Origin of the sequence: Caballeronia pedi, from assembly GCF_001544915.2 — a bacterium.
Taxonomy (GTDB): Bacteria; Pseudomonadota; Gammaproteobacteria; order Burkholderiales; family Burkholderiaceae; genus Caballeronia; species Caballeronia pedi.
Window position 1 is genome coordinate 1 of record NZ_FCOE02000039.1, and the last position, 23,564, is coordinate 23,564.

The following is a 23,564-nucleotide window of genomic DNA, read 5'->3' on the forward strand; positions in this document are numbered from 1 at the left end:
TGCTTCAGCCCCGAAAGACTGAAACCGCACTCGCTATCAAGCGCCCACACTTATCGGCTGTTAGTTTTTAAAGAGCACATCGCAAGCACCACATCAACTTCCGTCTTGCGTCGCTGCATCAGCAGCAGAGAAACGAGATTATGAAGAACGCTTCGGAATCTGTCAACAAGAACTTCAAACTTCTCTTTTCTTGCCAACCACGCCTGGAACCGCTTCATCCCGCCTCCTTCGCGTTCATCGAATCGCGAAGGAACGGAATTCTAGTCAGCGGCCTCAAGAAGCGCAAGTGCTTTCTGCAATAAGCGTCACCGATGCTTGAAGACCGGCTTACGCTTCTCGACGAACGCCGCCATCCCCTCCTTCTGATCCTCCGTGGCAAACAGCGAATGGAACAGCCGCCGCTCGAAATGCACGCCCTCCGCAAGCGTCGTCTCGTACGCGCGATTGACCGCCTCCTTGGCCATCATCACGGCCGGCAGCGAAAATCCGGCGATGATCGTCGCGGCTTCGATGGCCTCATCGAGGAGACGATCCGCCCCGACTACACGCGACACCAACCCCGCGCGCTCCGCCTCATTCGCATCCATCATGCGCGCGGTCAGGCACATGTCCATCGCCTTGGCCTTCGAAACGGCGCGCGGCAAGCGTTGCGTGCCGCCCGCCCCCGGGATGACGCCGAGCTTGATCTCCGGTTGGCCGAACCTGGCCGTGTCGGCGGCGATGACGATGTCGCACATCATCGCGAGTTCACAGCCGCCGCCAAGCGCGAAGCCGGCCACCGCCGCGATGACCGGCTTGCGAATCGTGCGGATCGCCTCCCAGTTGCGCGTGATGTAGTCGCCCTTGTAGACGTCCATGTAGGAATAGCTCGCCATCATGCCGATGTCCGCCCCGGCGGCGAACGCCTTCTCGCTGCCGGTCAGCACGATCGCGCCGATGTCGTCATCGGCGTCGAACACCTTCAGCGCGGCGCCCAACTCGTCCATCAGCGCATCGTTCAGCGCGTTGAGCGCCTTGGGACGGTTGAGCGTGATGAGTCCAACCCGACCACGCGTCTCAACCAGCAGATTCTCATAAGCCATTCGCTCCTCCCTTTCCTATCCTCAGGTAAGCCCTAATGAAAAGACGTCGTCAACCGTATCTCGATAATGCTACCATTACCAACCAACCGGTCGGTTAATTATTCGATCTGGCACCTTTCCTCGTTCTCTTTCTCGCGACCATGACACATCCGCTATTCACGAAGCACGAAGCGACGCTCGATAAAGCGCTCGCAGCCATCGAAACGCGCGGCTACTGGAGCCCGTTCGTCGAAATGCCGAGCCCCAAAGTGTACGGGGAAACGGCCAGCGCCGACGGCGAGGCCGCCTTCAAAGCGCACTTCGGCAAGACCTTCGAACTCGACCAGCCTTCCTCCGGCGACACCGTCGGGAAAGAACGCTCGCCGTTTGGCGTCGCGCTCGACATCCGCTATCCGAAGTCCGATCCCGACGCGCTCATTCAAGCCGCCGCTCAGGCGCAAGCCGGCTGGCGCGCCGCCGGACCGAAGGCATGGGTCGGCGTGAGCATGGAGATCCTCTCGCGTCTGAATCGCGCCAGTTTCGAGATTGCATACAGCGTGATGCATACGACCGGCCAGGCCTTCATGATGGCGTTCCAGGCCGGCGGACCGCACGCCCAGGACCGCGCGCTCGAAGCCGTGGTCTACGCGTGGGACCAGTTGCGCCGCATTCCCGCGGAAGCACACTGGGAAAAGCCGCAAGGCAAGAACCCGCCGCTCGCGATGCAAAAGCGCTTCGCCATCGTCCCGCGCGGCACGGGGCTGGTGCTCGGCTGTTGCACGTTCCCGACCTGGAACGGCTATCCCGGCATGTTCGCGGATCTCGCGACCGGCAATGCGGTCATCGTCAAGCCACATCCGGGCGCGATCCTGCCGCTCGCGATCACGGTGCGCATCGCGCGCGACGTGCTTCGTGAAGCGGGCTTCGACCCGAACCTCGTCACCTTGCTCGCCACCGAACCGAACGATGGCGCGCTCGTACAGGAACTGGCCGTGCGTCCCGAAATCAAGCTGATCGACTTCACGGGCAGCACGCAAAACGGCACTTGGCTCGAACGCAATGCGCATCAGGCGCAGGTGTACACCGAGAAGGCGGGCGTGAATCAGATCGTCATCGATTCCGTGGACGACTTGAAGGCCGCCGCGCGCAATATCGCCTTTTCGCTCGCACTGTACTCCGGCCAGATGTGCACGGCGCCGCAGAACATCTACGTGCCGCGCGATGGCATCCGCACCGCCGAAGGACAACTGAGTTTCGACGACGTCGCGAAAGCGCTCGCAGGCGCTGTCGAAAAACTGGCGTCCGATCCGGCACGCGCCGTCGAACTCACCGGTGCGATCCAGAATGATGGCGTCGTGGAGCGCGTCGCCGAAGCGCGCAAACTCGGCGATGTGCTGCTCGACAGCCAATCGCTCACGCACCCCGCCTTTCCGGACGCGCGAGTGCATACCCCGCTCGTGCTCAAGCTCGACGCGCGCACCGACGAAGCCAAATTCACCAAGGAATGGTTCGGGCCGATTTCGTTCATCGTCGCGACGGATTCGACCGCGCAATCGCTCGAACTGGCCGGCACGATCGCGCGCACGCACGGCGCGTTGACGTTGTCGGTCTACAGCACCGATGACAAGGTGATCGACGCCGCGTACGAAGCAGCGATCGAAGGCGGCGTCGCGCTTTCGATCAACCTCACGGGCGGCGTGTTCGTCAATCAGACTGCCGCGTTCTCGGACTTCCACGGCACCGGCGCGAACCCCGCAGCCAACGCCGCGCTTTCGGACGCCGCGTTCGTCGCGAATCGCTTCCGTGTGGTGCAGAGCCGTGTCCATGTTGCGCCGAAGGCCGCCCCGGCGGAAGCCGGCCAGACGGCATAAGCCGAACAGCACAAAAGGTCCGAAGGCCGAATCGCCGTGCAAACGGCTTATGCCATTCGGCCTAATGGAAAGCCACCGGTCGCGCGGCTAGTATCGGAACCAAGGGAAAGACGGTTCGCGACAGCCGCCGCGACCGCGCTTCGGCGACAAAGGAGACGCAATGACAGAGAAGTCCGTGTTGTTCCACCTCGACAGCGAGACGCGCGTCGCGACGTTGACGCTCAATCGTCCAGAAAAGTTGAACAGCTTCACACGCGAGATGCATCGCGAATTGAATCAGGCGCTCACTGAAATCGAGGCGGGCAATGCACGCGCGCTCGTCATTACAGGCGCGGGACGCGGGTTTTGTGCGGGACAGGATCTCGCGGATCTGGATTTCACGCCGGGCTCGATGTCGGACCTCGGCGATCTGATCGACGAGTACTTCAATCCGCTCGTGCGCAGGCTGCAGGCCATGCGGATGCCCGTCATCGCTGCGGTGAACGGCACGGCCGCGGGCGCCGGCGCGAATCTGGCCATGGCGTGTGACCTCGTCATCGCGGCGCGGTCGGCGAGTTTCATTCAGGCGTTCGTCAAAATCGGCCTCGTGCCGGATTCGGGTGGAACGTGGCTCCTGCCGCGACGCGTGGGCGAAGCGCGCGCGCTCGGCCTCGCACTGACGGGCGAAAAACTCGGCGCGGAAAAAGCGGAAGCCTGGGGAATCGTCTGGCACGTCGTTGAGGACAGCGAGTTGCAGCAAGCGGCGGCGCAACTGGCCGCGCAACTCGCGCAGCAGCCGGCGCGCGCGGTGGTCGCAATCAAACAGGCGATCCGCGCGAGCGCCAACAAGACATTCGATCAGCAACTCGATCTCGAACGCGATCTGCAGCGTGAACTGGGTGCGTCGCCCGACTATATCGAAGGCGTCGCCGCGTTCAAGGAAAAGCGCGCGCCGCGCTTCGAAGGTCTGTGAGAACCGAATCCGATCTGGAGACACCTGTGACGCCACAACAACTCGCGGAAGCCACGGCCAAGGCGATGTACGAAGCCGACGCATGCTCGCGCGCGCTCGGCATCGAGCTGATCGAAGTACGGCCGGGCTATGCGCGGCTGCAAATGGATGTGCGCCCCGACTTCCTCAACGGCCACGCGATCTGCCACGGCGGCCTGATGTTCACGCTGGCGGACTCCGCGTTTGCCTTCGCCTGCAACTCATACAACATCAGCACGGTCGCGGCAGGCTGTTCGATCGAGTTCCTGCGCCCCGTGCAAGGCGGCGATCGTCTGACCGCCGAGGCGATCGAGCAGACGTTGAGCGGCCGCACGGGCATCTACGATATCCGCGTGACGAACCGGGAAGGCGAAGCGGTCGCGATGTTTCGCGGCAAGTCGGCACAAATCAGAGGTACCGTGATCCCCGCGTGACGGGACTCGTTCATATAACGGACGCGGCATGAAAAGGCCGCGCCGCATAGTCAGCATCAAGGAGACAGCAATGACCACCCCGCTGCCGCTCGAGCCGATCGAGAAAGCGAGCCGCGACGAACTCGCGGCGCTGCAACTCGAGCGCCTCAAATGGACGCTCAGGCACGCCTACGAGAACTCGCCGGTCTATAAGCGCAAGTTCGACGAAGCCGGTGTCCATCCGGATGACGTCACATCGCTTTCGGATCTCGCGCGCTTCCCCTTCACGACCAAGAAGGATCTGCGCGACAACTACCCGTTCGGCATGTTCGCCGTGCCGCAGGAGCGTGTCTCGCGCATCCACGCATCGTCAGGGACGACGGGAAAGCCCACGGTCGTCGGCTACACCGCTCAGGATCTCGACCACTGGGCAAACCTCGTCGCTCGTTCGATTCGCGCGGCGGGCGCGCGGCGCGGCGACAAGGTCCACGTGAGCTACGGTTATGGACTATTCACCGGCGGACTCGGCGCGCATTACGGCGCGGAGCGCGCGGGCCTCACCGTCATTCCCTTCGGCGGCGGGCAGACCGAGAAGCAGGTCCAGTTGATTCAGGACTTCCGGCCCGACATCATCATGGTCACGCCGAGCTATATGCTCTCGATCGCCGACGAACTGGAGCGCCAGGGAATCGAGCCGGCGAGCTGCTCGCTGCGCATCGGCATCTTCGGCGCGGAGCCGTGGACGAACGACATGCGCCGCGCCATCGAGATGCGCATGGGAATCGACGCCGTCGACATCTACGGGCTCTCGGAAGTGATGGGGCCGGGCGTGGCGTCGGAATGCGTGGAAACCAAGGACGGCCCGACCATCTGGGAAGATCACTTCTATCCCGAGATCATCGATCCGGAAACCGGCGAAGTGTTGCCCGATGGCGAATTCGGCGAACTCGTGTTCACCTCGCTCACGAAGGAAGCGCTGCCGATCATTCGTTATCGCACGCGCGATCTGACGCGTCTTCTGCCCGGCACGGCCCGTACGATGCGTCGCATGGAGAAAATCACGGGCCGTTCCGACGACATGATGATCGTGCGCGGCGTCAACGTCTTCCCGACGCAGATCGAAGAGTTGCTGCTCAAGCGCCCGGTACTCGCGCCGCACTATCAGATCGTGCTCACCAAGGAGGGCCCGCTCGACGTGCTGACGTTGAACGTCGAACCCTGCCCGGAATCGGCGCCGGACGCCACCGCGCTCGACAGCGCAAAGGCCGCGCTCGCGTACGACATCAAGGCGCTGATCGGCGTGAGCGCCGTGATTAACGTGCTCGCGGTGAACGGCATCGAACGTTCGGTCGGCAAGGCGCGGCGCGTGATCGACCGGCGCAACATGACCTCATGAAATGAAAAAGCTCGCGAGCCATGACGGCCGCGAGCTTTCTTCATCGCCGCGAGAGAACGCTAAAAAATCAGGAGTTCGGCAGCAGCAGCCACATTCTGCCGCCCTGCTTCATGCGTCCCGCGAGATCGCCGGCATCGTCGCCGAGGCCCCAGAAGTAGTCCGCGCGCACCCCGCCCTTGATCGCCGAACCGGTGTCCTGCGCGAACACGAGGCGGTTCATCGGCTGGTTGCTGAGCGGACGCGTCGTCTGGAGAAACACGGGCGTGCCGAGCGGAATCGCGGAAGGATCGACCGCGATCGAACGTTCGGGCGTCAACGGTACGCCGAGCGCGCCGACCGGACCATCGCCGAGGCTAGCGGGCATCGTTTCGTTCGCCGGCATTTCCCGGAAGAACACGAAGCGCGGATTCACGTCGAGCAGCGCGTCGACGCGCGCGGGATTCGCCTTGGCCCAGGCCTTGATCCCTTGCATCGTCGCCTGCGCGGGCGTGAGTTCGCCGCGATCGAGCAACTCCTTGCCGATCGATTTATACGGCTGATTGTTCGTGCCACCGAAGCCCACGCGCATCACGCTGCCGTCTTCCATGGTGACGCGTCCCGAGCCCTGCACTTGCAGGAAAAACGCCTCGATCGGATCGTCGACCCACACGAGTTCGTTGCCGGTCAGCACGCCCGAACGTTCGAGTTGCGCGCGTACGGGCAGCGCCGAGCCAGGCTTGTACCGATACGGCCAGCGATACAGTGCGTACTGATACACCCCGTGCCGCGTGCGCGAGCCGCGCAGCAGCGGCTCGTAGTAGCCGGTCACGAGGCCGTCGAGCGTGCCGTCGGTGTTGGCGAGCTGGAAAGGCGTGAAATAGGTTTCGAAGAAGCTGCGCGCCGCCGACATGTCGAGGTCGTCGAGCCGTTGCGCCGCCGTGCACGCCTTCTGCCAGTTGGCCTGACGCGCGAGCCGGCTGCAGTTCTGACGCAGCGCCGCCGTCGCGCCGATGAGCGAATCGTCCTGCCAGCCCGGCACCTGCTGCCAGCTCACCGCCGTCAGGCGCGACGCGGCGCGCTGTCCGGTGGTGATCGGCGTGCCGGGAGTCGCCGTGGCCGGGCCCGGCTTCACGTAATTACCGCCTCCGCACGAGGCGAGCAGGACAGCGGTTGCAATCGATGCGGCCCAGGCCGCCAGTCGCGCGGTCGGCCGCGCGAAACGCATACAATGCTCGTTCTTGATGGGAAGTACGCTAGTCTTCTGTGAAGCAAGCTGCATAAGGCTCTGCTGGATTTGGTTGAAATCGAATCCCCGTAGAATCCCCCAAAATGGAATACGACGGCATGAACAATGGACAGGAACAGACTCTAGCCGATATGGAGCATGAGTGCGACCAAATGTGCGATCGGCTTGAATGGCTCAAAGCTCGCAACGGTATGACGGAGGAAGGCAAAGTTAATCTGGAACTTGAAGACGAGATTGCGCGCACCGAAGCGAAGTTCCTGAGTCTCACTGTCGCCTGCATGGCCTATCGCGGCACTCCGCCGACGATCCCCGGATATATCAACTAGGAGCAGCGCCATGCTTGAATTCTTCCTGATCGGCGTAGCGCTTGCGGTCCTGCTCGTCCTGCTTTCTATCGGAGGCGCGTTCCTGGCTAGTTGGCTGTTCCCGAAACCGCTCGATCTGTCGTCGCTGCTTGATGACGACGAAGCCTCGGCCAAGTAGGAGGCGGGACATGTTTGCGCTTATCGGCTTCGTCGCAGCGCTGTACGTCGGCATCGTCTGTTGCCATCTGATCGCGGCGGTGTTCGCCCAGGTATGCGCTTGGGTTTCGGCGGTCGTGATCTACACAGGTCGGAGCACATTGGGTTTCGTCCGTCGACGCAGCAAGGCTTCCCGCTGGTCGATCTATTCGGCGCTTTCGTTCGTCGCCATCGGGCTTTCCGTGCGAGGCGTTCATATGTTCGTGAACGCTTGGGCACGCGAAGACTTTCGCGTAAGCGTGCTGTGCTGGGTGGTTGCCGCCGTGCTGATGTGGGTTCCCGCCGTTCTCGTCTATGGCGCGGGGGTGGAGTACTTGGCCGGCTTGAAGAAGGACGAAGCCGCCCACGTGTAGTGGTCCGCAGATCAGGCGGCGCGAAAACAAACCCCGGTTCTCAGACCGGGGTATTGTTTTATCCGCAGCTTGATAAGGCGGCCTTTTGTTAGACAAGAAAGGACAAGCTTTTAGAGGTGCTTTGGCTCGTGGCTTTTTGGTTCAATTCAGTTGCGACGTACCCGGATTGTTACCCATAATCATATGAGCATCGATGTGCTTGAGAGCGTCCATATCGCTGGAACTTTCGAAAATGGGTAAGCGATGAAAGACGAGACGAAGGTGAAAAAATCTCTGCATGACGAGGCCACCGCCGCCCGCCATGTAAGGGAGTCTGCGACTGAGCACGGCACGCACCCCGATGTCAAAGCGCTATTTTGGGGCTTCCTCTCGCGCCGAATCCCAAGATGGGCCCACGTGGTTTGGATAGCGGGGGCGGCCGTCCTGTTTGCCATTTCCTCGGGATCAAGTCTTTCGAAGATGGAAGAAAGCGTGCGTTCGTTTTTCGCGCCATCTCCCATTAGGATCGAGGGCGTATCGCCAACCGGGCAGGATAGCCAACTACAATTTGTCGTACGGAACAACTCGCCGGATGTAGTCGTAATAGACAAAGTTACATTGCGGGTTCTTGACTCAAAACCTGCTGAATTGACCGTTGGTGGAAGCAGTTCAATCCCCGTCACCGCGTCATTCGACGTGCTGCTTGACCCGGAAAGTCATACTACTCAACCGGTCCGGCATGACCCGGTCAAAGTCAGCGCCAAGGACGTCGAGCGGATGCGCTTGACCCTGAGGACGATGTCATCTCACGGTGCACCGTGGGTGCATTATCGGCTCACCGTGTCAGTAACGTTGAGTGATGGGATGCTTGTCGAAAGCGACCCTTTCACTATTGATGTTAGCTCTGGTACGAATTAGCGGCATGCCGATGAGATATATTTTCGGCGCACTAATTCTTGGCCTAGCCCTGTTCCCAAGATACTCCCCTGAACCTGATGTGAAGACTGGCGCAATACAATACTACTTATCGGACACCGATCCAGATTATAGATATCTGGAAGGCTTGCAACGTAGTCGTGGTCAGTGCAAGAAGATCATGTCGAAGGAAACTGAAATCGCAGTACTTCGAGGTGGCATCGCTCGCGATTGCGCGACAACGCAGGGCGATTGGATGTGCGCAAAAGCGTTCAAAGCCCTTGATTGGTATGAGAAAACGACACCAACCACTCGCTGCGAACCCACGTTCAATGAGTTCTTTGAACAATTTTACGGAGCAGAATTGGGGTTTGTACTTTCAGAACGCGGTGTCACCGAGCGACCAAAAATAGGTTCACTTAAATTTGGTGACCTCAACGACCATGCGCTGCGATTCAACGACCGCGTGCAATACATCATCACCACGAATCCAGACTTAAACACCCTCATTCCCGAGGTAATTCGGTGTGTAATTAATCTTCTTGTAATCGAAAAGAAAGAGGACGGCTTTTCGATTATCTTTAATCCAAAAATTGCGGAGCAGAGACTACGGGACCATCCAGAAGAGCAAAAATATCTACTGGGACTCTTGGATAACTTCGTGAAAAATGAGGAGGTTCCGATTCCGTTCGAATTTGGCGCTTTGATGAACTACTATTATTCGCCATTGCACAAACGGGTGCTCGCCGCGATCAGCGACGAGAGTGCTCATTTTTTGATCGCTCATGAATATGCACACGCGCTGCTGCATCACGATACGAAAGATGCATACGTGCAGTCAACAGAGGGTCAAAAAGTCGAAGTCTTGCAACGACCTTTCGCACAGGAATTCGAGGCTGACGAGAAAGGTTTCGAACTGTGGTTAGAGGTTTTGAAGGAAGCTGATCTTGACGATAAGTTGTCCGGGGTTATCGTTAGCAGCCCAGATGTGTTCCTGACAATTTGCGAAATGTTGCAGGTGAGACAGGATATTTTACGGGTCCCAAGTGTATCTAGGTTTCCCGACCCGTCTATTCGGCGTGCAAGAATACGGGCACTTATGTTGAAATATAAACTTAGGGACGAAGGCAAAACAGACTTCGGGATGTTGTTCCATTCCGCAGCGAGGATGGCGCTCTCAGGCGACGTACAGTAGGACCCTGTAAAAATTAAAAAAATGCTCGGCCTGAGTAAAGAATGCTCCGCGTGGCTGGCCAGTAAATGAAAGTTTCTGTAAGCACCATGCCAACGTCGCCTTGGACTCAAAAATGCTTTTTCCTGTCCGAAAAATCGCCCGGGCAGTCTGCCGCCCGGCTCATCACCGGGCGACCCTCTCTATCGCGGGTCAGTCTTCGCGAGAATTACGACTAGATGCCGATTGCGCGTTCAATGCTGCGTGCGTCGTCGGGGCTTGTCGGATAGCGTAGAGCTTCTCAAGAACACGGCGGGGATACTTCCCGGTTGCTTTGAGTTTCGCCATACCGCCCGGGGACATTGCCGTGTTGATTAGCTCTGTCGCGGCCTTCTCGCTTATGCCTTCCGACTTCATGAACGCGCGAACGGCAATCGCCCCGGCGCGGCCCAAGCCGGTAGCGTGCCCAACCGCATGACCGACGACATGTTCCGATACATGAGCCATCGAGTCGTCAGCCCCCTTCTTCGCCCCTCCAACAATGCGGGCATTGTTGCGCGCACGGGCCGCTTCATCCGCGAACACCTTTGATGCCATGCTCGCGGGCTTCGCTCCGAGAATCTTCTTCGCGTCGTCGCCCTTCAGGTTCTTCGCGATCTTGTCGAGAGAACCCGGTGGCATCTGTTCCGCATGTTGCAGATACTTGCCCAAGCCAGTCACGAAGCCGTACGCGGCGTGTTCCTTCTGCTCGGGCGACATGCGGTCGAACAACTCCATGTTCGCGGTCTTCAAGCCCTGGGCATAGGCATTGCCCCAGCCCTGCGAACCAAGGAGGCCGGTTCCGTTGTCTTCGCGGCCCAACCGCGCGTTCAACTCGCGTGCGGGAACGACTGCCCCGGTCTGCTGCTTCTTCAGAGCATTCTGCGCGGCCTGCAAACTCCCATACTTCACGCTGCCGGTTCCCTCTTGCTTCATCGCCGCGCCGACTTTCTTCACTACGTCATCGAGCACGGCAGACGGGATTTCCTTCCCATAGGCGTACTTCGGCGCTTTCGCAACGTCGCTGTTCGGATCGGTCTTGCGCAGGTTTGTGTAATCCGCCAACGACTCCTTGACCATGGGTTTGATGTCGCTGTGATCGAGGATTTCGCGAAGCTCGGGCGTAACGGGCGTCAACTCGTGCCGCGATTGTTTATACAGAGCATCGCGCTGCTGGCCCAACGTGTCGAGCTTCTGATTCGCCGCCGTGATCTCAGTACGAACCTTCTGGAGGGGGTCTCCGGGTGCGCGCGTGAAAGAAAGCGTAGAGCCTTGCGTCCCCTCCTGCATCGCCCCCGCCGTCCCGCCTACCAGACGGTCACTACGGGTATCGGCGTCGCGGCGCAACGACTCGTTGAGTTTGCCCGCAGCGCCCGCCGATGTTTTGCTGGCACGCGCAACGGCGTCCGCAACACCGGGCGAGAAGTCAACAATGCGGCGGTTCGGATCGGCGTCGAGCCAAGCGTTCAAGTCCTTCATGGACTTGCCTTCCTTCTTGAGCGCGAGCGAGACGTTATTCAACACCGCGAACGACGGCGAAACTCGTTCCTCAACCAATGGGCGAACACGCCCAGCGCCAAGGAAACCCAGCGCGCCGCCGAGCGCCGCGCCTTGCATAGCGCCACTCTGCGCGCCCTGGATCGCGCCTTCCATGCGATGGCCTTCGCCCCCTTGCGCGCTGCCGGTAAGCGCACCTTGCGCGCCACCGTAGAGCGCACCGCGCCCCGCCATCGTGTTAGCCGCGCTGCCCGCAGCTTGAACGCCCTGCTTGATGACGGGGAGGTTCCCCACGGCACGGGCCGCGCCGCCGACTGCCTCACCCGCACGGGCAGCGCCGGGAATGGCGCGCGCGACCGACGCGCCCGCACGGCCTAATGCACCCTCACCAACACCGGGAATCGCGAGCGTCGCGCCCGCTACCAACAGATCGATGCCGACCGACGCCCACGGGTTGTCCTTCGCGTAGCTATCCGACTGACGCTGAAGCGACTGCGCTTGCTGATGCGAAATCAGGCCGCTCTTCTCAGCCAACTGCGCGCCCCAACCGAACGTTACGGAATCCAGCGCGCGGGCCGCTGCCTCCTTACCGAACACCGGAACGGGCTGATACGGCTTGTCGTCCGTCTTGGCTTGCGGGGGCTTGGCGGGTTGGGGTTGCTTCGGATGCGCAGCATCGTACAAGTCTGCACCGTAGCCTGCTTCGATCGCGCGACCGTCAGAAGTGTAGGTGGTAGCCATTATTTCGCTCCTTTGTGCGCGAAGTATTCATAGGGGCTTTGGTAGTCCGGATTCGGCTGGCCGTTGGGCAACGTGGGAACGGTTGCGCTATTGATGTGCATCTTTCCGTCCTTCGGATCGTAGATTTGCGCTGGACCAATACTGTTCTCGTACTCGCGCCACTGGAGCATGAGGTCTTGCGGGGATGCATCCGGGTTCAAGCGGCGCGCGGAATCGAGCCATTTGTACATCTCGACGTCCGACTGAGCGCCGTAATACAGGTCGCTCGCGATCGCCATGTTCGCCTGCGGCGACAAAGAGAGATTCGGCTTCGTCGTCTGAATGATCCCGGCCATCGCTGCGGTCGCAGCGGAACGCTGGGCACCCGGAGGGGCCGACGCTTGGACGGCAAGCACAAGCTGATTTGCCTGCTTGAAAAACTCTTGCTGCCGGTCGCTCAAGGTCGCGGGAACGACCTTCTCAGGGAGCGAGTTCTTTCCCGCGTTGAACCAACCGCCCGTGAAGCCGTCCCCACCGTTCGCCACAAGGTTGTAAATCGAAGACGACAACTGCGCCTTTTGCTGAACACCCGCGCGCTGGGTGGAAGTGTCCTTATCGAACGTTTGCCAAGTCTTCTGATTTTCCTGACGGGCCTTTGCGATCTCTTGCGGAGTAGTCCCGGGCGGCGCGCTGGAGGCGAACGACGGAACGTAAGGAACACCCTGACGCGCGGCGTCATCCCGGCGCTGTGCGTCGGCGCGGGCCGCTGCGTCGCGTTGCTGAACTTCCTGCATGCGCTGGCGGTCGTATTGCTCTTGTTCGCGACGCTCCTTCGCATCCTTGATGCGCTGATCGTCGGTACGGAACTGGAGGTCAGCCTGATCCGTAAGCGTCAGCGTGCGACTAGCAAGCGTCGCGAGCTTGTTGCGGTCGGCTTCGAAATTCCCGCTCAGGTTGAGTCCCGCAACAGCGGCTTGCATCGCGGGGTTCTGTGCGATGTTCGAAATCAGGTTGTTGTAGCTGGGCTGATCCACAACGCCGACAGCCAACTTGGACACCTGCTCGTTCGCATCCTTCTGCACCCTGTTGCGCTTCTCGCTCAAATCGAGTTGCTGACCGCGCATCGCTTCAGCCTTGGCCGCCAACACTTGCGCGGCCTGCATATTCCCGTCGCGCGCCGCCTGCATCGCTGCACGGTCATAACTCGCGATCATGCGCGATTGCGCATCGACGGCTTGACCCATCGAAACGGGCGTCATCGTTACGCCCGCGCTCTCCGCTTGGTCAACGCGATCAGCGGGAGTCGGCGCGCTCTGCGATTGCTGTGCTGTTGAACCAGCGTTGAATTGACTTTCAAACTGGTGCTGACGGGCGAGATACGTGTGCGTTCCCGGCGCGTCTGGGGATTTCGCGTTCGGGCCATTCAGGTAGTACGAACGCGCGATATCGTAATTTCCGTCCGCAAGATCGAGCATCTTCTTGAAGTAGCCAAGCCCGAACTCAGGATCGCGCGGATTGCCGGGCTTGATGCCGAAACCCGGGTTCGCGGCGGTGGACGGCAAGACTTGAGTAGGCCCGACCGCGCCCGTGGGCGATACAGCGTTCGGATCGCCTCCCGATTCGGCCATGATCAAAGCGTAGGCGGTTCCCGGCTTAAACCCGAACTGCTTATCCCATGCCGCGTACTGATCGACGTTATACGCGCCGGTCTTCAGCCCGCTCGTGCTCTTGCCCGCCTGCACACCCGTTCCGGTATTCGTACCGCCTGCCGGGCCTTGCGCGGGCTGCCCCTGTGATCCGCCCTGAAACGGATTTGCAACCGTATTTCCACGCGGCGCATTGGGCGCGGTTTGCCCTGCAATGGCCTGCCCTTGCTGGGTAGGGGTACGGTCCGTACCGGCGAGCGCGTTTCCTGCGGACCCGTCATCCGGCGCAAGGGATCGTCGCGCGTAGTTATTCACGTCATCCGCAAGCTGGACTTGTTGTTGCTCTTGCGCGATCTTCAGTTGATTAAGCTGGTTTGCCTGGTCGTTGGCGACAAGTTGCTGAGCGCGACTTTGGCGAAGGTAATCCAAGTCGGATTGGGTCTTTTGATAATTATCGAACCCCTGTGCGATGCCCAACAGCGCATTCCCGAACATATTGATGTTAGGCATTATTCAATCTCCGTCTTAGCGGCATTCGCCTCTTTACGCGCCCGTGCCGCCTCGCGCCTAGCCTCTTTAGCGGCCTTCTCAGCCGCTTCCTTTGCTTCAATCCGGGCCTGATTGCCCGTGTAGATTTCAATCGCCGCAGAGAGATACCCGAATGCTTCCCGCGTTGAACTCAAGCCCCGTTGGGGCGAGACAAACGCATGGACGATTGTTTTCTCGCCGCGAATTAGCGGCGTATGACCCTTCTGCCAAAATTTTTGATTGGCGAGTCTTTCCGTTTGCTCGCGCGTGAAAAGCCAAGAATCTTCTACGTCGAACGTATTGGTCATCAATACCCAAACATCGCCGTCAACGCGATAAAGCTCGCAATCGAATACGCCCAAGCGTTCACCGCTCGGCTGCCACATGCGGAAGCCAATATGAAGCGCGGTTACGACGATCGTTACCGGGTGTTTTTTCTTGAAGAGATTGATAGATGTTTCGAATGTCGCTGACTTATCGAACTCATCCCAGGCGTAGAACGCTCGGGATACATCGAAAATCGCATCTCGGTCGCGGAAGTAGTCAGGGAAGCGCGTGGCGAGAGCGCGTCGCGCTTGGGCACGCAGAGCAGCGTAGTCAACAAAGGAATGCTGAAGGGTAGACATTCTCAAACCGTCCTAGATAGAAACGTCGATAGGGAAGCCCGTTCGCGGAACGCGATAGGCAACGGTGAAACTTGCGGGTTTGAGTTTGGGTAAGGCTTTGCGGTGCGGGTTTGCGCCCACGGGCAGACTTTGGACTCTGACCGTCTGCGGAGTGGTCAGTATGCAGACAAGCGGCAGGTCGAATTTCGGGCAGTTTTGCCCGCGACTAAAGGTACAGCGTGCTTTTTAATTCTGCGATTTGAAAGCTACTCGACATTGCGTCGAATTCGCGATTTGCGCGAGGAGTCTTACTTGGATCGCCCGATTGGTCGAGCGTTGAAATGATGATAAATCAGGTCTTTACGGTTTGCAAGCCGGTGCGTGTATTTGTTTGCTATCGAGAATAGGCAGATGGATTTTATGATCGCATTATCTATCGCAATTGCTATAAAAAAGGGGCTCTTTGAAATTGCGCGAGCGTGAGCGACAGGGTTATTAGCTTTAATAGATTCCTTAATTTGTCCCCCTACCACCCCTAGATTTTTCAGACGCTCCCCGCGAATGGGTCCCATCCGAAGCTTTGTTAAGTATGCGCAACGTTACTTTCAATGTTTCACCCCCGCCTTCGATCAACGCCCGAATCTACATGACAAACCATTGTCTCATCGCAACCGCGCGGACCGGACCCGTGAGCGAGGACACGCAAACGGACGCAAACCGCTGATATTCATTGACACTATCTGACATGTCCCTATACTGACTACATCGCAAACGTTCGTTGCACAATGTAGTCAGACTGGGATCGCATCATGGCAATTGGCAAATTCATCACGTACCTTCGCGTGAGCACAGCGAAACAGGGTGCGAGCGGCTTGGGTCTCGAAGCCCAGCGCGATAGCGTGATGCGATTCCTAAACGGCGGCGCGTGGACGCTCGTAAAAGAGTTCGTTGAGGTCGAGACGGGCAAAGGATCGAACGCGATGGAGAAGCGCCCGCAGTTGCGCGCCGCCCTGGCGCTTGCGAAGAAAGAAGGCGCGACGCTTCTGATTGCCAAGCTTGACCGCCTCGCTCGCAACGTTCACTTCATTAGCGGCCTGATGGAAAGCGGCGTCGAGTTCAAAGCCGCCGACATGCCCGAAGCCAACAAGGTCATGCTTCACATGCACGCCGTCATGTCGGAGTGGGAGCGCGATCAGATCAGCGCCCGTACCAAGGCAGCATTGGCGGCCGCGAAGGCGCGTGGGGTGAAGTTGGGAACGGCGGGACGCGAGAACCTAGCGCCGGTCAAGGCGGAACAGAAAGCCAAGGCTGACGAGTTCGCAAACAAGCTCACGGGCGTGATCACGGGGATGAAGGCGCGTGGCTTGACCCAGCGGGCTATGGTGGAAGAGTTGAACGCTATCGGCGTCCGCACGTCGCGAGGCGGCGAATGGTCGTTGATCCAGCTTCAGCGAGTTATGGCGCGTCTCGTCTAGCTAGGAGACAAAGTCCGGCGGCGCACGAGATACCCTCGTCACCAAATAAAAAAAACGGCCCGCAGGGCCGTTTCTCCAGACTTTATGAATTAACAGTGTCGATGCTGATATCGTTGCGCATGTTTCGCAGCGACCAACGCCTGTATTTGCGCCCGCGCCGCGATCCCTCTTTCCTGCTCAAGGCGTTCTTTGAGCGCTTGCGCAATAACTTTGAGAACATGCCGGTTCGCGTGGAGAATCCTCACTCGCCGAACGAAGTCCTCGATCCCAAGGCCAACGGCGAGCATACCAAAGAGTTCATCAGCGTAAGACTCCGAAATGCTCTCGACTCGACCGAGGTCGATCGAAACCGAACCGCTTCGACGGAGTTCAGCGAGAGCTGACGACCGCAGTTCGGTCGCAAGACGGCGAGACGACAAGTCTGTGTGTTCAGGAGCCAAGGCGCAGTTCATAACTAACCCCCAAGTAAGGTAATCAGGTTCGCCGTTGTTTCATCGGTAGTCTGTGCGGAATCCGCTGCTTCCTGCACAAGTATTTCTCGTATGACGCTTGTGTCGAAACGGACGGCAAGGGCAACGCCCTTGCACTTGCTCGGCGCCGCACGAATTACGTGCTCGTTCATCGGGGGCTTGTAAAGCAAGCTTGCGCCCGAGGCTAACCAAAGCCGACCGCGATACTTCTCGACCAGAGCCATCAATTTCGCCAAGCCAAGGCCCATATGATGATTGTCGCTCTCTTTGATTGCAGCGAACCCGAACATCGGGTTTCCCATCATGTCGGGAGGCAGCGACTGCATCATGTCGTCGACAACCTTGGTTCTCTTCGACGTGTTCCCTTTCTTGATACACCAACTGATCGCATCCGCATCCGAATCGATGCCTGGGATGCCCGCACGTTGGGTCTCGCGCAAGAATCCCATACCACAGTCCGCCAAAGAAAATTCAAACCAGTAACTATCTGTCTGCCGGAGATTGCGCCACGTCTGCGCCATCGAGAAACCAGTGCTCTTCCCGTGAGACCATACATTGTCGTGCAGATCTCCAACGACCTCCGCGAGATCATGCACAAATTGGTCCAGCCCTTCAGCCGCGAAGATATGACGTACGCAGCCGTTGACGCGTTCACTAGCTTGGTCAGTCGTCTCCGCACTTTCCAACAGTACAAGACCGCTGTAGTTCCGTCCCTCATTTCTACGATCGTAGGGATAATCGTCGGCGGCACCTAATGCCGTTGGAAGGCGGAGCGCCTGCGCATACCCCGAATTCGGTTCGTGCCCAAAGCGCAAATCTTCAAACCGAATTCCCGCACGTCTCCCGGTCGCCGCCAGCATGGTCCAGTAGCCGGGCGTGTAGTGACCCCGAGGAATATCTCTGACAACGCCCTCGCGCGCCTCGCGAAGAAAGTGTTCCAACCCATCCGCCATCTGCCGTGTTCCCGGTTCTCAGTTCCGCCCGTAGCCTTTGAGCTAAGGGCTTTATTTGTGGCGCCCGGTCGCAGGCGCCAAATCCAGCAGCGCCTTAGGCGCTGCTGGTTCGAAAATAACAATTAATAACCCACGGGTCAATGATCCGCAAGAACAAGACGTCCTGCTGCAACCGAAGGTGTTACCGACGGTAGGAAACGCAACAACGTGCAATTTTTGCCAATTTCGACAGAATTTCAACTGCACATGACGTACTAATTACAACCGTACGCGTTGCAGTAGTGGCTGAAGCTCTGCCCGTTCGAGTCCGTGCCGTTGAGCATTCGGTTTCCGCCGCCCATATTGGTGATGTTCTCGTTCCAGTGGGCACCGTTGGCAGCGTTGCCGTTGATGTACGTCGTGTTGCCAACGGTGTTCGACGTCTGATTCCACGAACTGCCTGTTTGGGCGTTGTATCCGTTAACGGTCGTCGTGTTGCCCATGCGGTTGACGGTGTACGAATTGCCGTTTGAGTCGTTGCACGTGCTGAAGGCATCTGAGCCGACGCACATCGCGAGTGCGGAGCCAGACAAAGACGCAGCCAGCAAAGCGACCAAGACCTTTCCCATGCTTCCTCTCCAGGTTGGGTTTGCCTGCTTCTACGGCACGGCGGCGCGAATCTTTAGCAGTTCATTCCCCGGCGGTGCTACAGAAGCGCGCCGCCGTGCCGATATTCCAAGGAGAACAAAAACCGGGGCAAAACAATGAGAATGATTCTCCTAGCATCCATCGCGGCGGCAACCGCGCTACAGGGCTGCGCATCCAATTCGGGCGTCGTGCCTATCGGGCAAGATACCTTCATGGTGACCCGGCAAGCCGCGACGGGCTTCAGCGGATCAGGAACACTGAAGGCAGAAGCGTTTCAGGAGGCCAACCAATACTGCGCGAGCCAAGGCCGGAAGTTGCAGGTAATGAGTACGCAGGAGGCCGCGCCGCCCTTCGTCTTCGGCAACTTCCCGAAGGCTGAAGTGCAATTCATGTGTTTGGCTGGTAACGACCCCGAGTTCGGAAGGCCCAAGCTGATCGCGAAGTGACGGCTGATGGCATCCCCGAAGACTTCTAACATAGCGCTTGCCCTCACCCTAGCCAGCGTCAGCGCTAACGCCTTGGCGCGCGGTGGACACGGCTACTGCGGGCGTCATTGCAACCCGGCGGGATTCGCGGCAGTACTAGCCATCTTTGCGGCAGGTTGGTGTGCTTGGATCGTGCTGCGCAGGTTCGCGGATTGGCGTCGCAGGCGAGCACAAAGACGGCAGCGCCAAGGCTCTATCTGAAGCGCGTCGTTTCGAATGCGCCCAACAGCGCTAAAGCTCTGAGACGCCACACCGTTATCACTTAATAGGCCCGTATGGGCTACGCCGAGGAATTTTTAATGGGCCGCCTATTCACTAGGATTTGCCTTACCGCAATTGCAATCGTTGCCGCGCCTATTTTCAGTTCCTCACAGGCCGTCGCTGCGAGCATCATCACGCCTGTAGACCAAAATTCGTGCGGAAAATGGTTGGCCCGCAAGGATATAAACTCCAACGCGCGTAACGGACTTCAGTCTTGGGTAATGGGGTATCTAAGCGGTGTCGCGGAGCAAGCAAACAGTTCTATGCTTACGTCGGTAGATGCTATGTCAGTGTTCGTATGGCTTGACAACTACTGCACAAACAATCCGCTCGAAAAACTATCCTTGGGCACGGCAAAGCTGGCGGATACATTGAAGCAACGCGCTTCGAAATAACGGCTGCTCATCCCATCTGAGGTTTTCGCTAGTGCCGCAGAGCGACGATCGAGACGACGAGTGCGACCAGAGCAACAGCTAGCGACGCCGCCGATATCAGAAGCGAAGCGGTCGCCATCATCCGCTGGTGATAGAACTCGCGCATGCGGCCTATGATCCCCTCGGGATCGTCAGTTCCGTTCGGGAAGCTTCTACGGTATTCCGCTAAGACATCCGCTTGTATCGCATTGTGCAGTTCTTCATTCCAACCTTTCGTGAAATCTACGAACCAGCGGACAAGCCGACGCTTCTTATTTTTATTCAACATATAGGCTTGCTGCAAGCTTAACGGTTACGAAACGGCGCTTTACTCGCCGACAATCTGCGGTCATTCTAAAAAATTGCGGCTTGCCACGCTTCATGCTAACGCAATCATACCTGTTGCGATACTATTGCCCCGCGAGTCGCCTTCTTTAATCGACTGACCGTTCGGCCAATTTTGGGCGCGGCAAAAGTTGGCACGTAGCGGCCGTCCTTGGTCGGCGACAAACACACAGTCCGGTATCGGGGCGGATAGATGTAATGATGACAAGCGGGGCACTGGCGTTTTTTGAATCGCGCCCACTCAACTCCAGGGCACATCTCTGAGGCAGTCAGCGGAAAGCCCGCCACCCGCTCCAGAAGCAACGCGGCGCGCGGCGGAATTCCACCTCGTTTGATCCAAACCGAAGCCGCATCTCGGTCCATGCCAATCGCATATGCGAGCTTACTGGGGGAGTCGCCAAACCATGCCAGAGCCTTGAGAAGCGCCTTTGCTCTCATTGTCTTGTAGAAAGCATCGATCTCCGCTTGGAGTGCTCCGTCCTTCCCCTGCTTCAATTTCCCCATTTCGCTAACTCCAAACTTTACCGCAATCTCCCCGATGGAGGCTGCGCCTAATTCGCCCGTATCACTTCCCTCACCTATCGCGTTTGCTACAACGCAACCCCGCTTCCTTTTCTTCGCCCGTGGCGGTGCGGGATTCTGTCCCCGCGCCGTGTGTATCTCTCCGAGGAAGAACAACCACCCGGAGTGGTGTTCTCTCCGAAGGAGAGAGGCGGGTTCTGATTCTCCAGTCTGATTCTCCAGTCGCCTACTCCCACGGGCCAACTGGAGAATCAGACTGGAGAATCACGCTTCCTCGCAATCCTGATTCTCCAGTGCCCTCTGAATCGCCAGTCGCCTACTCCCACGGGACTGAGCGGCGAATCACACTTTTAACCGAACCGTACATATACCCAATTTGTACCGTCCAGTTAAATTATCCCTTCCCGGAAACCCTTGCAGGAGTAGGCGACTGGCGAATCACTCTTTTTAAAAAGCGGCGAATCACTCAATTTCGCCGCTTTTTAACGTTCATTCGAATAGCCAACCGCTACAACGAAAAACAAACCGATTTCCCTTGAACTCAAATTTTTTCCGCGTTCAGAATTTCTCTGAACTCGGAAATTTTCGGAGTTTCTACGCTTCCACCGACGCTGAAAGATCGTCGGCGGGTCCGTCCGTTGTTTCGAATCCGTCATCCGGAGCGGCAGGCGCGGCATTGAGAAACGCAAGCCCCTTTGTCGTAACCGCTAAGACTTTGCGCAGATTGCCGCCCTTCCTGTTCGGGTTTTCGATTTGCTCGACGTATCCGAGTTTGATCGCATCCTCCACGGCGTTCTGAGCCATTCGATGCGTGAGTCCTGAAAACTCCTCCGTTCGGTCGATTAGGTGCTTCCAAAGCGCCTTGACCGAAAACGGGTCTTTCTCGGTGTCTTCCGTATTGCGGACCATCACGTTATGAATGACAGCGCGATAGCGGGCCTCTACGACCTCTTCCTTGGTCTGAACAACTGGGATAGCACGCGGGCGTTCGTGCGGATCGCTGATCAACGGCACAGCGACCATTGATGTGACGATCTTGCCCTTGGGCGTCATGCCGAGTTCAACAGGCTCAAGCCGGAACTTCTGCTCACCTTCGTCTAGTCCGTCTTTCATCTTCGAGATACGGAGCGTTCGCACTTCGCGGTCTTTTTCGTCGCGCAGGGTGACCAAACTGAAATCGACTGCGCCGTTCAGAGATCCCGCTCCACGAATGCCCAAGTCTTCGTGCGCGTTCCCTTTCGGCGAATGCGCGATAAGAATAACCAGACAGTTCGTGGCCTTCTGAATCTTTTTGCACATCGCCACGATGGCGTTCATGTCTTCCGTGGCGTTTTCCTTTGCATTCGGCATCGAGTTCGCGAGCGTATCAATGAACAGCACCGCAGGCTTCCTCGCATTGATCGAACGTATGTCGGCTACCAGCCCCTTGCACGATTCATCGTTCGTCAGGTCTACATCGTCTTCACGGGTATAGAACGGCACTTCGACCGTTTCTAAGCCGTGGAACTTCTCGTAAGCCTCCACGCGCCGCCGAAAGCCGTTGGCTCCTTCCGCCACGACATAAAACACGTTGCGCTGTTCGACGTCTAGACCACGCCAGGAAACGCCCCGGGCGATGCTATATGCAATGTCGAGCGCGATGAACGATTTACCCGTGCCCGGTTGGCCGTAGATTGCGCCCAGTGGCGCATTCGGGATAAGCGACTCCACGATGAACGCCTGATCGATTGCGCGACGGAGCTTGCCCAGCATGAACGAGTTAGCACGGCCTTCCTTCCCGCTCTCGGTCGCGGCAGGCTCGTCTTCGTCCGCATCGATAACCTCAAAACCATGATGGGCGGGAGGCGTGGCGCGTGCATCTGAGCGATTCCATGCGCGACATGCAGCGCGCTCCGGACGTTCCGTGTACTCCTTACCCGGCGCGGGCCAAGTCGGCATGATGTAGTTGGAGTAATTATCGAAAGTGACGCCCTCGCGACGCATCCAAGCGGCCATCGCCATATGCGCCGCCGAGCCGGAATCGTCGTTCTTGCCGAACCGTTGGCCTTGCCAGAGCGCTTCGAGGAAGTCATGCGCCTTGCGGGCATCGCCCCAGCGCGCCAGCGCTTCGATGGGCGTCTCTTCAACACGCGCGAACTCGTCATCTTCCGCAGGCGGGCGGCTTTGCCAGTCGTTCAAGTTGTCGTAGCGCTTGTCCGGAGCGGCTTCGATGCCGTCTAGGAAAGACACATCCACCATGTCATGCGAGCCTTGATAGAAGCCGCTGCGCACCGCAACCGGGTCCGTAACGCCTTCCGCGAACTCAGGAGATGCCGTGTAGTGAATTTGAATAGGATCGAACAAAGCGGCGTCAGCCGCGCCGCCAGCCGCCCACGGGCGCATCTGGGCGGAAGTCTGCGCTTCCGACAACCAGAACCAGATATGCATCTTCAACGTCGTGCGATGCTCCAACGCGCCCGCACTGTTCGATAGCTGCCAATGGAAACTAACGCTGCGGAATTGCTCAGGCAGTCTCGTCGCGATGTAGTGGAGCGCCCAAGCCTGCGGGTCTTCATGCGGAAATTCAGACTCCACATCGCTAACAAGCGTCGCGCCATTGTCCTGGAACTTGTCTACGTCGATCAGCGCGAAGTGCGATGCCTGATCTTCAAATACCGCCTTGCGTCGCAGAACGCGACCTTGGGCAAGCTTCTTACCTTCCCCCGCTAGGGCTTCGTCGCTGATGTACTTGCCCCGGATGATGCAGGCGTTACGATCGCCTTCGAGACGCTTCAGGAGCGCCGACAACTCGTGAATCCCGGCCACACGCTCCACACGATGCTGGAAGGTGTACGCGTCGTCATACGGCGTGCGCGTGCCATCTACTTCCCATCGTTTGCCCATGCGCGCAGGCGCTCCGTTGCCCTGCTGGGCATCGAAAAGGATGGCGATATCGTCGTGTTGAGCAGCGGCGCGAAGAGGCACAACGTTCGTTTTGGCTTGCGCGTCGCTATCGCCGTTGCTATAGTTGTTCGCGTGGTTGTTGTGGTGGATATTCTTAGCCGATTCCATTACAATTGCACCTAGTAGGTCGTTGATATGAAAGACGTTTCGGTCCGCTCGC

22 protein-coding genes are annotated in these 23,564 nt (G+C 58.6%); 12 read left to right on the top strand and 10 right to left on the bottom strand.

What is annotated here, in order from left to right; genetic code table 11:
• Positions 1-50: 50 nt before the first annotated feature.
• On the bottom strand, positions 51-218 hold the full coding sequence (locus AWB80_RS44160; RefSeq protein WP_160147500.1) for a hypothetical protein: 168 nt from the start codon (positions 216-218) through the stop codon (positions 51-53).
• Between the two features lie 87 nt (positions 219-305).
• Entirely contained in the window at positions 306-1,082 is a 777-nt protein-coding gene (locus tag AWB80_RS34500; protein ID WP_061179134.1) for an enoyl-CoA hydratase, read from the bottom strand.
• A gap of 140 nt (positions 1,083-1,222) precedes the next feature.
• On the opposite strand from AWB80_RS34500, the gene paaN reads away from it, so the two are divergent.
• From paaN to paaK, 4 genes are all read left to right on the top strand, one after another.
• Positions 1,223-2,932 carry a phenylacetic acid degradation protein PaaN gene (gene paaN, locus AWB80_RS34505; RefSeq protein ID WP_061179135.1) on the top strand — a complete coding sequence of 570 codons (1,710 nt, stop codon included), beginning with the start codon at positions 1,223-1,225 and terminating at the stop codon, positions 2,930-2,932.
• Between the two features lie 160 nt (positions 2,933-3,092).
• Entirely contained in the window at positions 3,093-3,884 is a 792-nt protein-coding gene (gene paaG, locus AWB80_RS34510) for a 2-(1,2-epoxy-1,2-dihydrophenyl)acetyl-CoA isomerase PaaG (protein WP_061179136.1), read from the top strand.
• Between the two features lie 65 nt (positions 3,885-3,949).
• Positions 3,950-4,336 carry a hydroxyphenylacetyl-CoA thioesterase PaaI gene (gene paaI, locus AWB80_RS34515; protein WP_244206890.1) on the top strand — a complete coding sequence of 129 codons (387 nt, stop codon included), beginning with the start codon at positions 3,950-3,952 and terminating at the stop codon, positions 4,334-4,336.
• Between the two features lie 70 nt (positions 4,337-4,406).
• Positions 4,407-5,711 carry a phenylacetate--CoA ligase PaaK gene (gene paaK, locus AWB80_RS34520; RefSeq protein WP_061179138.1) on the top strand — a complete coding sequence of 435 codons (1,305 nt, stop codon included), beginning with the start codon at positions 4,407-4,409 and terminating at the stop codon, positions 5,709-5,711.
• Between the two features lie 67 nt (positions 5,712-5,778).
• On the opposite strand, the gene mltA is transcribed toward paaK, so the two are convergent.
• On the bottom strand, positions 5,779-6,915 hold the full coding sequence (gene mltA, locus AWB80_RS34525; RefSeq protein ID WP_061179139.1) for a murein transglycosylase A: 1,137 nt from the start codon (positions 6,913-6,915) through the stop codon (positions 5,779-5,781).
• Positions 6,916-7,019: 104 nt separating this feature from the next.
• Between mltA and AWB80_RS34530 the strand changes: the two genes are divergently transcribed.
• From AWB80_RS34530 to AWB80_RS34545, 5 genes are all read left to right on the top strand, one after another.
• Positions 7,020-7,262 carry a hypothetical protein gene (locus AWB80_RS34530; protein WP_061179140.1) on the top strand — a complete coding sequence of 81 codons (243 nt, stop codon included), beginning with the start codon at positions 7,020-7,022 and terminating at the stop codon, positions 7,260-7,262.
• 10 nt (positions 7,263-7,272) lie between these two features.
• The gene (locus AWB80_RS44165) at positions 7,273-7,419 is read left to right on the top strand and encodes a hypothetical protein (protein ID WP_160147501.1); all 147 of its coding nucleotides are present in this window, start codon (positions 7,273-7,275) and stop codon (positions 7,417-7,419) included.
• Positions 7,420-7,429: 10 nt separating this feature from the next.
• Positions 7,430-7,810 (top strand): hypothetical protein, encoded by a 381-nt coding sequence (locus AWB80_RS34535; RefSeq protein ID WP_061179141.1) that lies wholly within the window; start codon positions 7,430-7,432, stop codon positions 7,808-7,810.
• A 243-nt stretch (positions 7,811-8,053) separates the two neighbouring features.
• Positions 8,054-8,707 carry a hypothetical protein gene (locus tag AWB80_RS34540; protein ID WP_061179142.1) on the top strand — a complete coding sequence of 218 codons (654 nt, stop codon included), beginning with the start codon at positions 8,054-8,056 and terminating at the stop codon, positions 8,705-8,707.
• A gap of 4 nt (positions 8,708-8,711) precedes the next feature.
• The gene (locus AWB80_RS34545; protein WP_061179143.1) at positions 8,712-9,899 is read left to right on the top strand and encodes a hypothetical protein; all 1,188 of its coding nucleotides are present in this window, start codon (positions 8,712-8,714) and stop codon (positions 9,897-9,899) included.
• Positions 9,900-10,088: 189 nt separating this feature from the next.
• Here AWB80_RS34545 and AWB80_RS34550 read toward each other — a convergent pair whose 3' ends face one another.
• The 3 genes from AWB80_RS34550 to AWB80_RS34560 are packed head-to-tail and all read right to left on the bottom strand — an operon-like array spanning position 10,089 to position 14,931.
• On the bottom strand, positions 10,089-12,152 hold the full coding sequence (locus AWB80_RS34550; RefSeq protein WP_061179144.1) for a TrbL/VirB6 family protein: 2,064 nt from the start codon (positions 12,150-12,152) through the stop codon (positions 10,089-10,091).
• Positions 12,152-14,287 (bottom strand): lytic transglycosylase domain-containing protein, encoded by a 2,136-nt coding sequence (locus AWB80_RS34555; RefSeq protein ID WP_087131823.1) that lies wholly within the window; start codon positions 14,285-14,287, stop codon positions 12,152-12,154. The genes AWB80_RS34550 and AWB80_RS34555 overlap by 1 nt, the downstream gene beginning before the upstream one ends.
• On the bottom strand, positions 14,287-14,931 hold the full coding sequence (locus AWB80_RS34560) for a hypothetical protein (protein ID WP_061179146.1): 645 nt from the start codon (positions 14,929-14,931) through the stop codon (positions 14,287-14,289). Before AWB80_RS34560 ends, AWB80_RS34555 begins: the two co-directional genes overlap by 1 nt.
• 788 nt (positions 14,932-15,719) lie before the next feature.
• Here AWB80_RS34560 and AWB80_RS34565 point away from each other — a divergent pair.
• Positions 15,720-16,385 carry a recombinase family protein gene (locus AWB80_RS34565; RefSeq protein WP_061179147.1) on the top strand — a complete coding sequence of 222 codons (666 nt, stop codon included), beginning with the start codon at positions 15,720-15,722 and terminating at the stop codon, positions 16,383-16,385.
• Between the two features lie 95 nt (positions 16,386-16,480).
• On the top strand, positions 16,481-16,768 hold the full coding sequence (locus tag AWB80_RS45775) for a hypothetical protein (protein WP_244206888.1): 288 nt from the start codon (positions 16,481-16,483) through the stop codon (positions 16,766-16,768).
• A 71-nt stretch (positions 16,769-16,839) separates the two neighbouring features.
• On the opposite strand, the gene AWB80_RS43605 is transcribed toward AWB80_RS45775, so the two are convergent.
• Both AWB80_RS43605 and AWB80_RS34585 read right to left on the bottom strand, forming a co-directional pair.
• Positions 16,840-17,808 (bottom strand): hypothetical protein, encoded by a 969-nt coding sequence (locus AWB80_RS43605; RefSeq protein ID WP_143328192.1) that lies wholly within the window; start codon positions 17,806-17,808, stop codon positions 16,840-16,842.
• Between the two features lie 254 nt (positions 17,809-18,062).
• On the bottom strand, positions 18,063-18,416 hold the full coding sequence (locus tag AWB80_RS34585; protein ID WP_061179151.1) for a hypothetical protein: 354 nt from the start codon (positions 18,414-18,416) through the stop codon (positions 18,063-18,065).
• A 135-nt stretch (positions 18,417-18,551) separates the two neighbouring features.
• On the opposite strand from AWB80_RS34585, the gene AWB80_RS34590 reads away from it, so the two are divergent.
• A complete protein-coding gene (locus tag AWB80_RS34590) occupies positions 18,552-18,881 on the top strand; it encodes a hypothetical protein (RefSeq protein ID WP_061179152.1) in 330 nt (109 codons plus the stop codon).
• Positions 18,882-19,604: 723 nt separating this feature from the next.
• Here AWB80_RS34590 and AWB80_RS34600 read toward each other — a convergent pair.
• Complete coding sequence (locus AWB80_RS34600) at positions 19,605-19,883, bottom strand: hypothetical protein (protein WP_061179154.1); 279 nt, start codon at positions 19,881-19,883, stop codon at positions 19,605-19,607.
• A 1,172-nt stretch (positions 19,884-21,055) separates the two neighbouring features.
• Positions 21,056-23,512, bottom strand: coding sequence for an AAA family ATPase (locus AWB80_RS34610; RefSeq protein WP_061179156.1), 2,457 nt, complete (start codon positions 23,510-23,512; stop codon positions 21,056-21,058).
• Positions 23,513-23,564: the final 52 nt, after the last annotated feature.

Coding starts and splice junctions, on each gene's coding strand:
- AWB80_RS34585 (WP_061179151.1), bottom strand. CDS start 18,416: ATGGGAAAGGTCTTGGTCGCTTTGCTGGCTGCGTCTTTGTCTGGCTCC.
- AWB80_RS34610 (WP_061179156.1), bottom strand. CDS start 23,512: ATGGAATCGGCTAAGAATATCCACCACAACAACCACGCGAACAACTAT.
- AWB80_RS43605 (WP_143328192.1), bottom strand. CDS start 17,808: ATGGCGGATGGGTTGGAACACTTTCTTCGCGAGGCGCGCGAGGGCGTT.
- AWB80_RS34550 (WP_061179144.1), bottom strand. CDS start 12,152: ATGGCTACCACCTACACTTCTGACGGTCGCGCGATCGAAGCAGGCTAC.
- paaK (WP_061179138.1), top strand. CDS start 4,407: ATGACCACCCCGCTGCCGCTCGAGCCGATCGAGAAAGCGAGCCGCGAC.
- AWB80_RS34545 (WP_061179143.1), top strand. CDS start 8,712: ATGCCGATGAGATATATTTTCGGCGCACTAATTCTTGGCCTAGCCCTG.
- AWB80_RS34565 (WP_061179147.1), top strand. CDS start 15,720: ATGGCAATTGGCAAATTCATCACGTACCTTCGCGTGAGCACAGCGAAA.
- AWB80_RS34560 (WP_061179146.1), bottom strand. CDS start 14,931: ATGTCTACCCTTCAGCATTCCTTTGTTGACTACGCTGCTCTGCGTGCC.
- AWB80_RS44160 (WP_160147500.1), bottom strand. CDS start 218: ATGAAGCGGTTCCAGGCGTGGTTGGCAAGAAAAGAGAAGTTTGAAGTT.
- AWB80_RS34500 (WP_061179134.1), bottom strand. CDS start 1,082: ATGGCTTATGAGAATCTGCTGGTTGAGACGCGTGGTCGGGTTGGACTC.
- AWB80_RS34540 (WP_061179142.1), top strand. CDS start 8,054: ATGAAAGACGAGACGAAGGTGAAAAAATCTCTGCATGACGAGGCCACC.
- AWB80_RS34535 (WP_061179141.1), top strand. CDS start 7,430: ATGTTTGCGCTTATCGGCTTCGTCGCAGCGCTGTACGTCGGCATCGTC.
- AWB80_RS34590 (WP_061179152.1), top strand. CDS start 18,552: ATGAGAATGATTCTCCTAGCATCCATCGCGGCGGCAACCGCGCTACAG.
- paaN (WP_061179135.1), top strand. CDS start 1,223: ATGACACATCCGCTATTCACGAAGCACGAAGCGACGCTCGATAAAGCG.
- AWB80_RS34600 (WP_061179154.1), bottom strand. CDS start 19,883: ATGTTGAATAAAAATAAGAAGCGTCGGCTTGTCCGCTGGTTCGTAGAT.
- AWB80_RS34555 (WP_087131823.1), bottom strand. CDS start 14,287: ATGCCTAACATCAATATGTTCGGGAATGCGCTGTTGGGCATCGCACAG.
- mltA (WP_061179139.1), bottom strand. CDS start 6,915: ATGCGTTTCGCGCGGCCGACCGCGCGACTGGCGGCCTGGGCCGCATCG.
- paaI (WP_244206890.1), top strand. CDS start 3,950: ATGTACGAAGCCGACGCATGCTCGCGCGCGCTCGGCATCGAGCTGATC.
- AWB80_RS44165 (WP_160147501.1), top strand. CDS start 7,273: ATGCTTGAATTCTTCCTGATCGGCGTAGCGCTTGCGGTCCTGCTCGTC.
- paaG (WP_061179136.1), top strand. CDS start 3,093: ATGACAGAGAAGTCCGTGTTGTTCCACCTCGACAGCGAGACGCGCGTC.
- AWB80_RS34530 (WP_061179140.1), top strand. CDS start 7,020: ATGGAATACGACGGCATGAACAATGGACAGGAACAGACTCTAGCCGAT.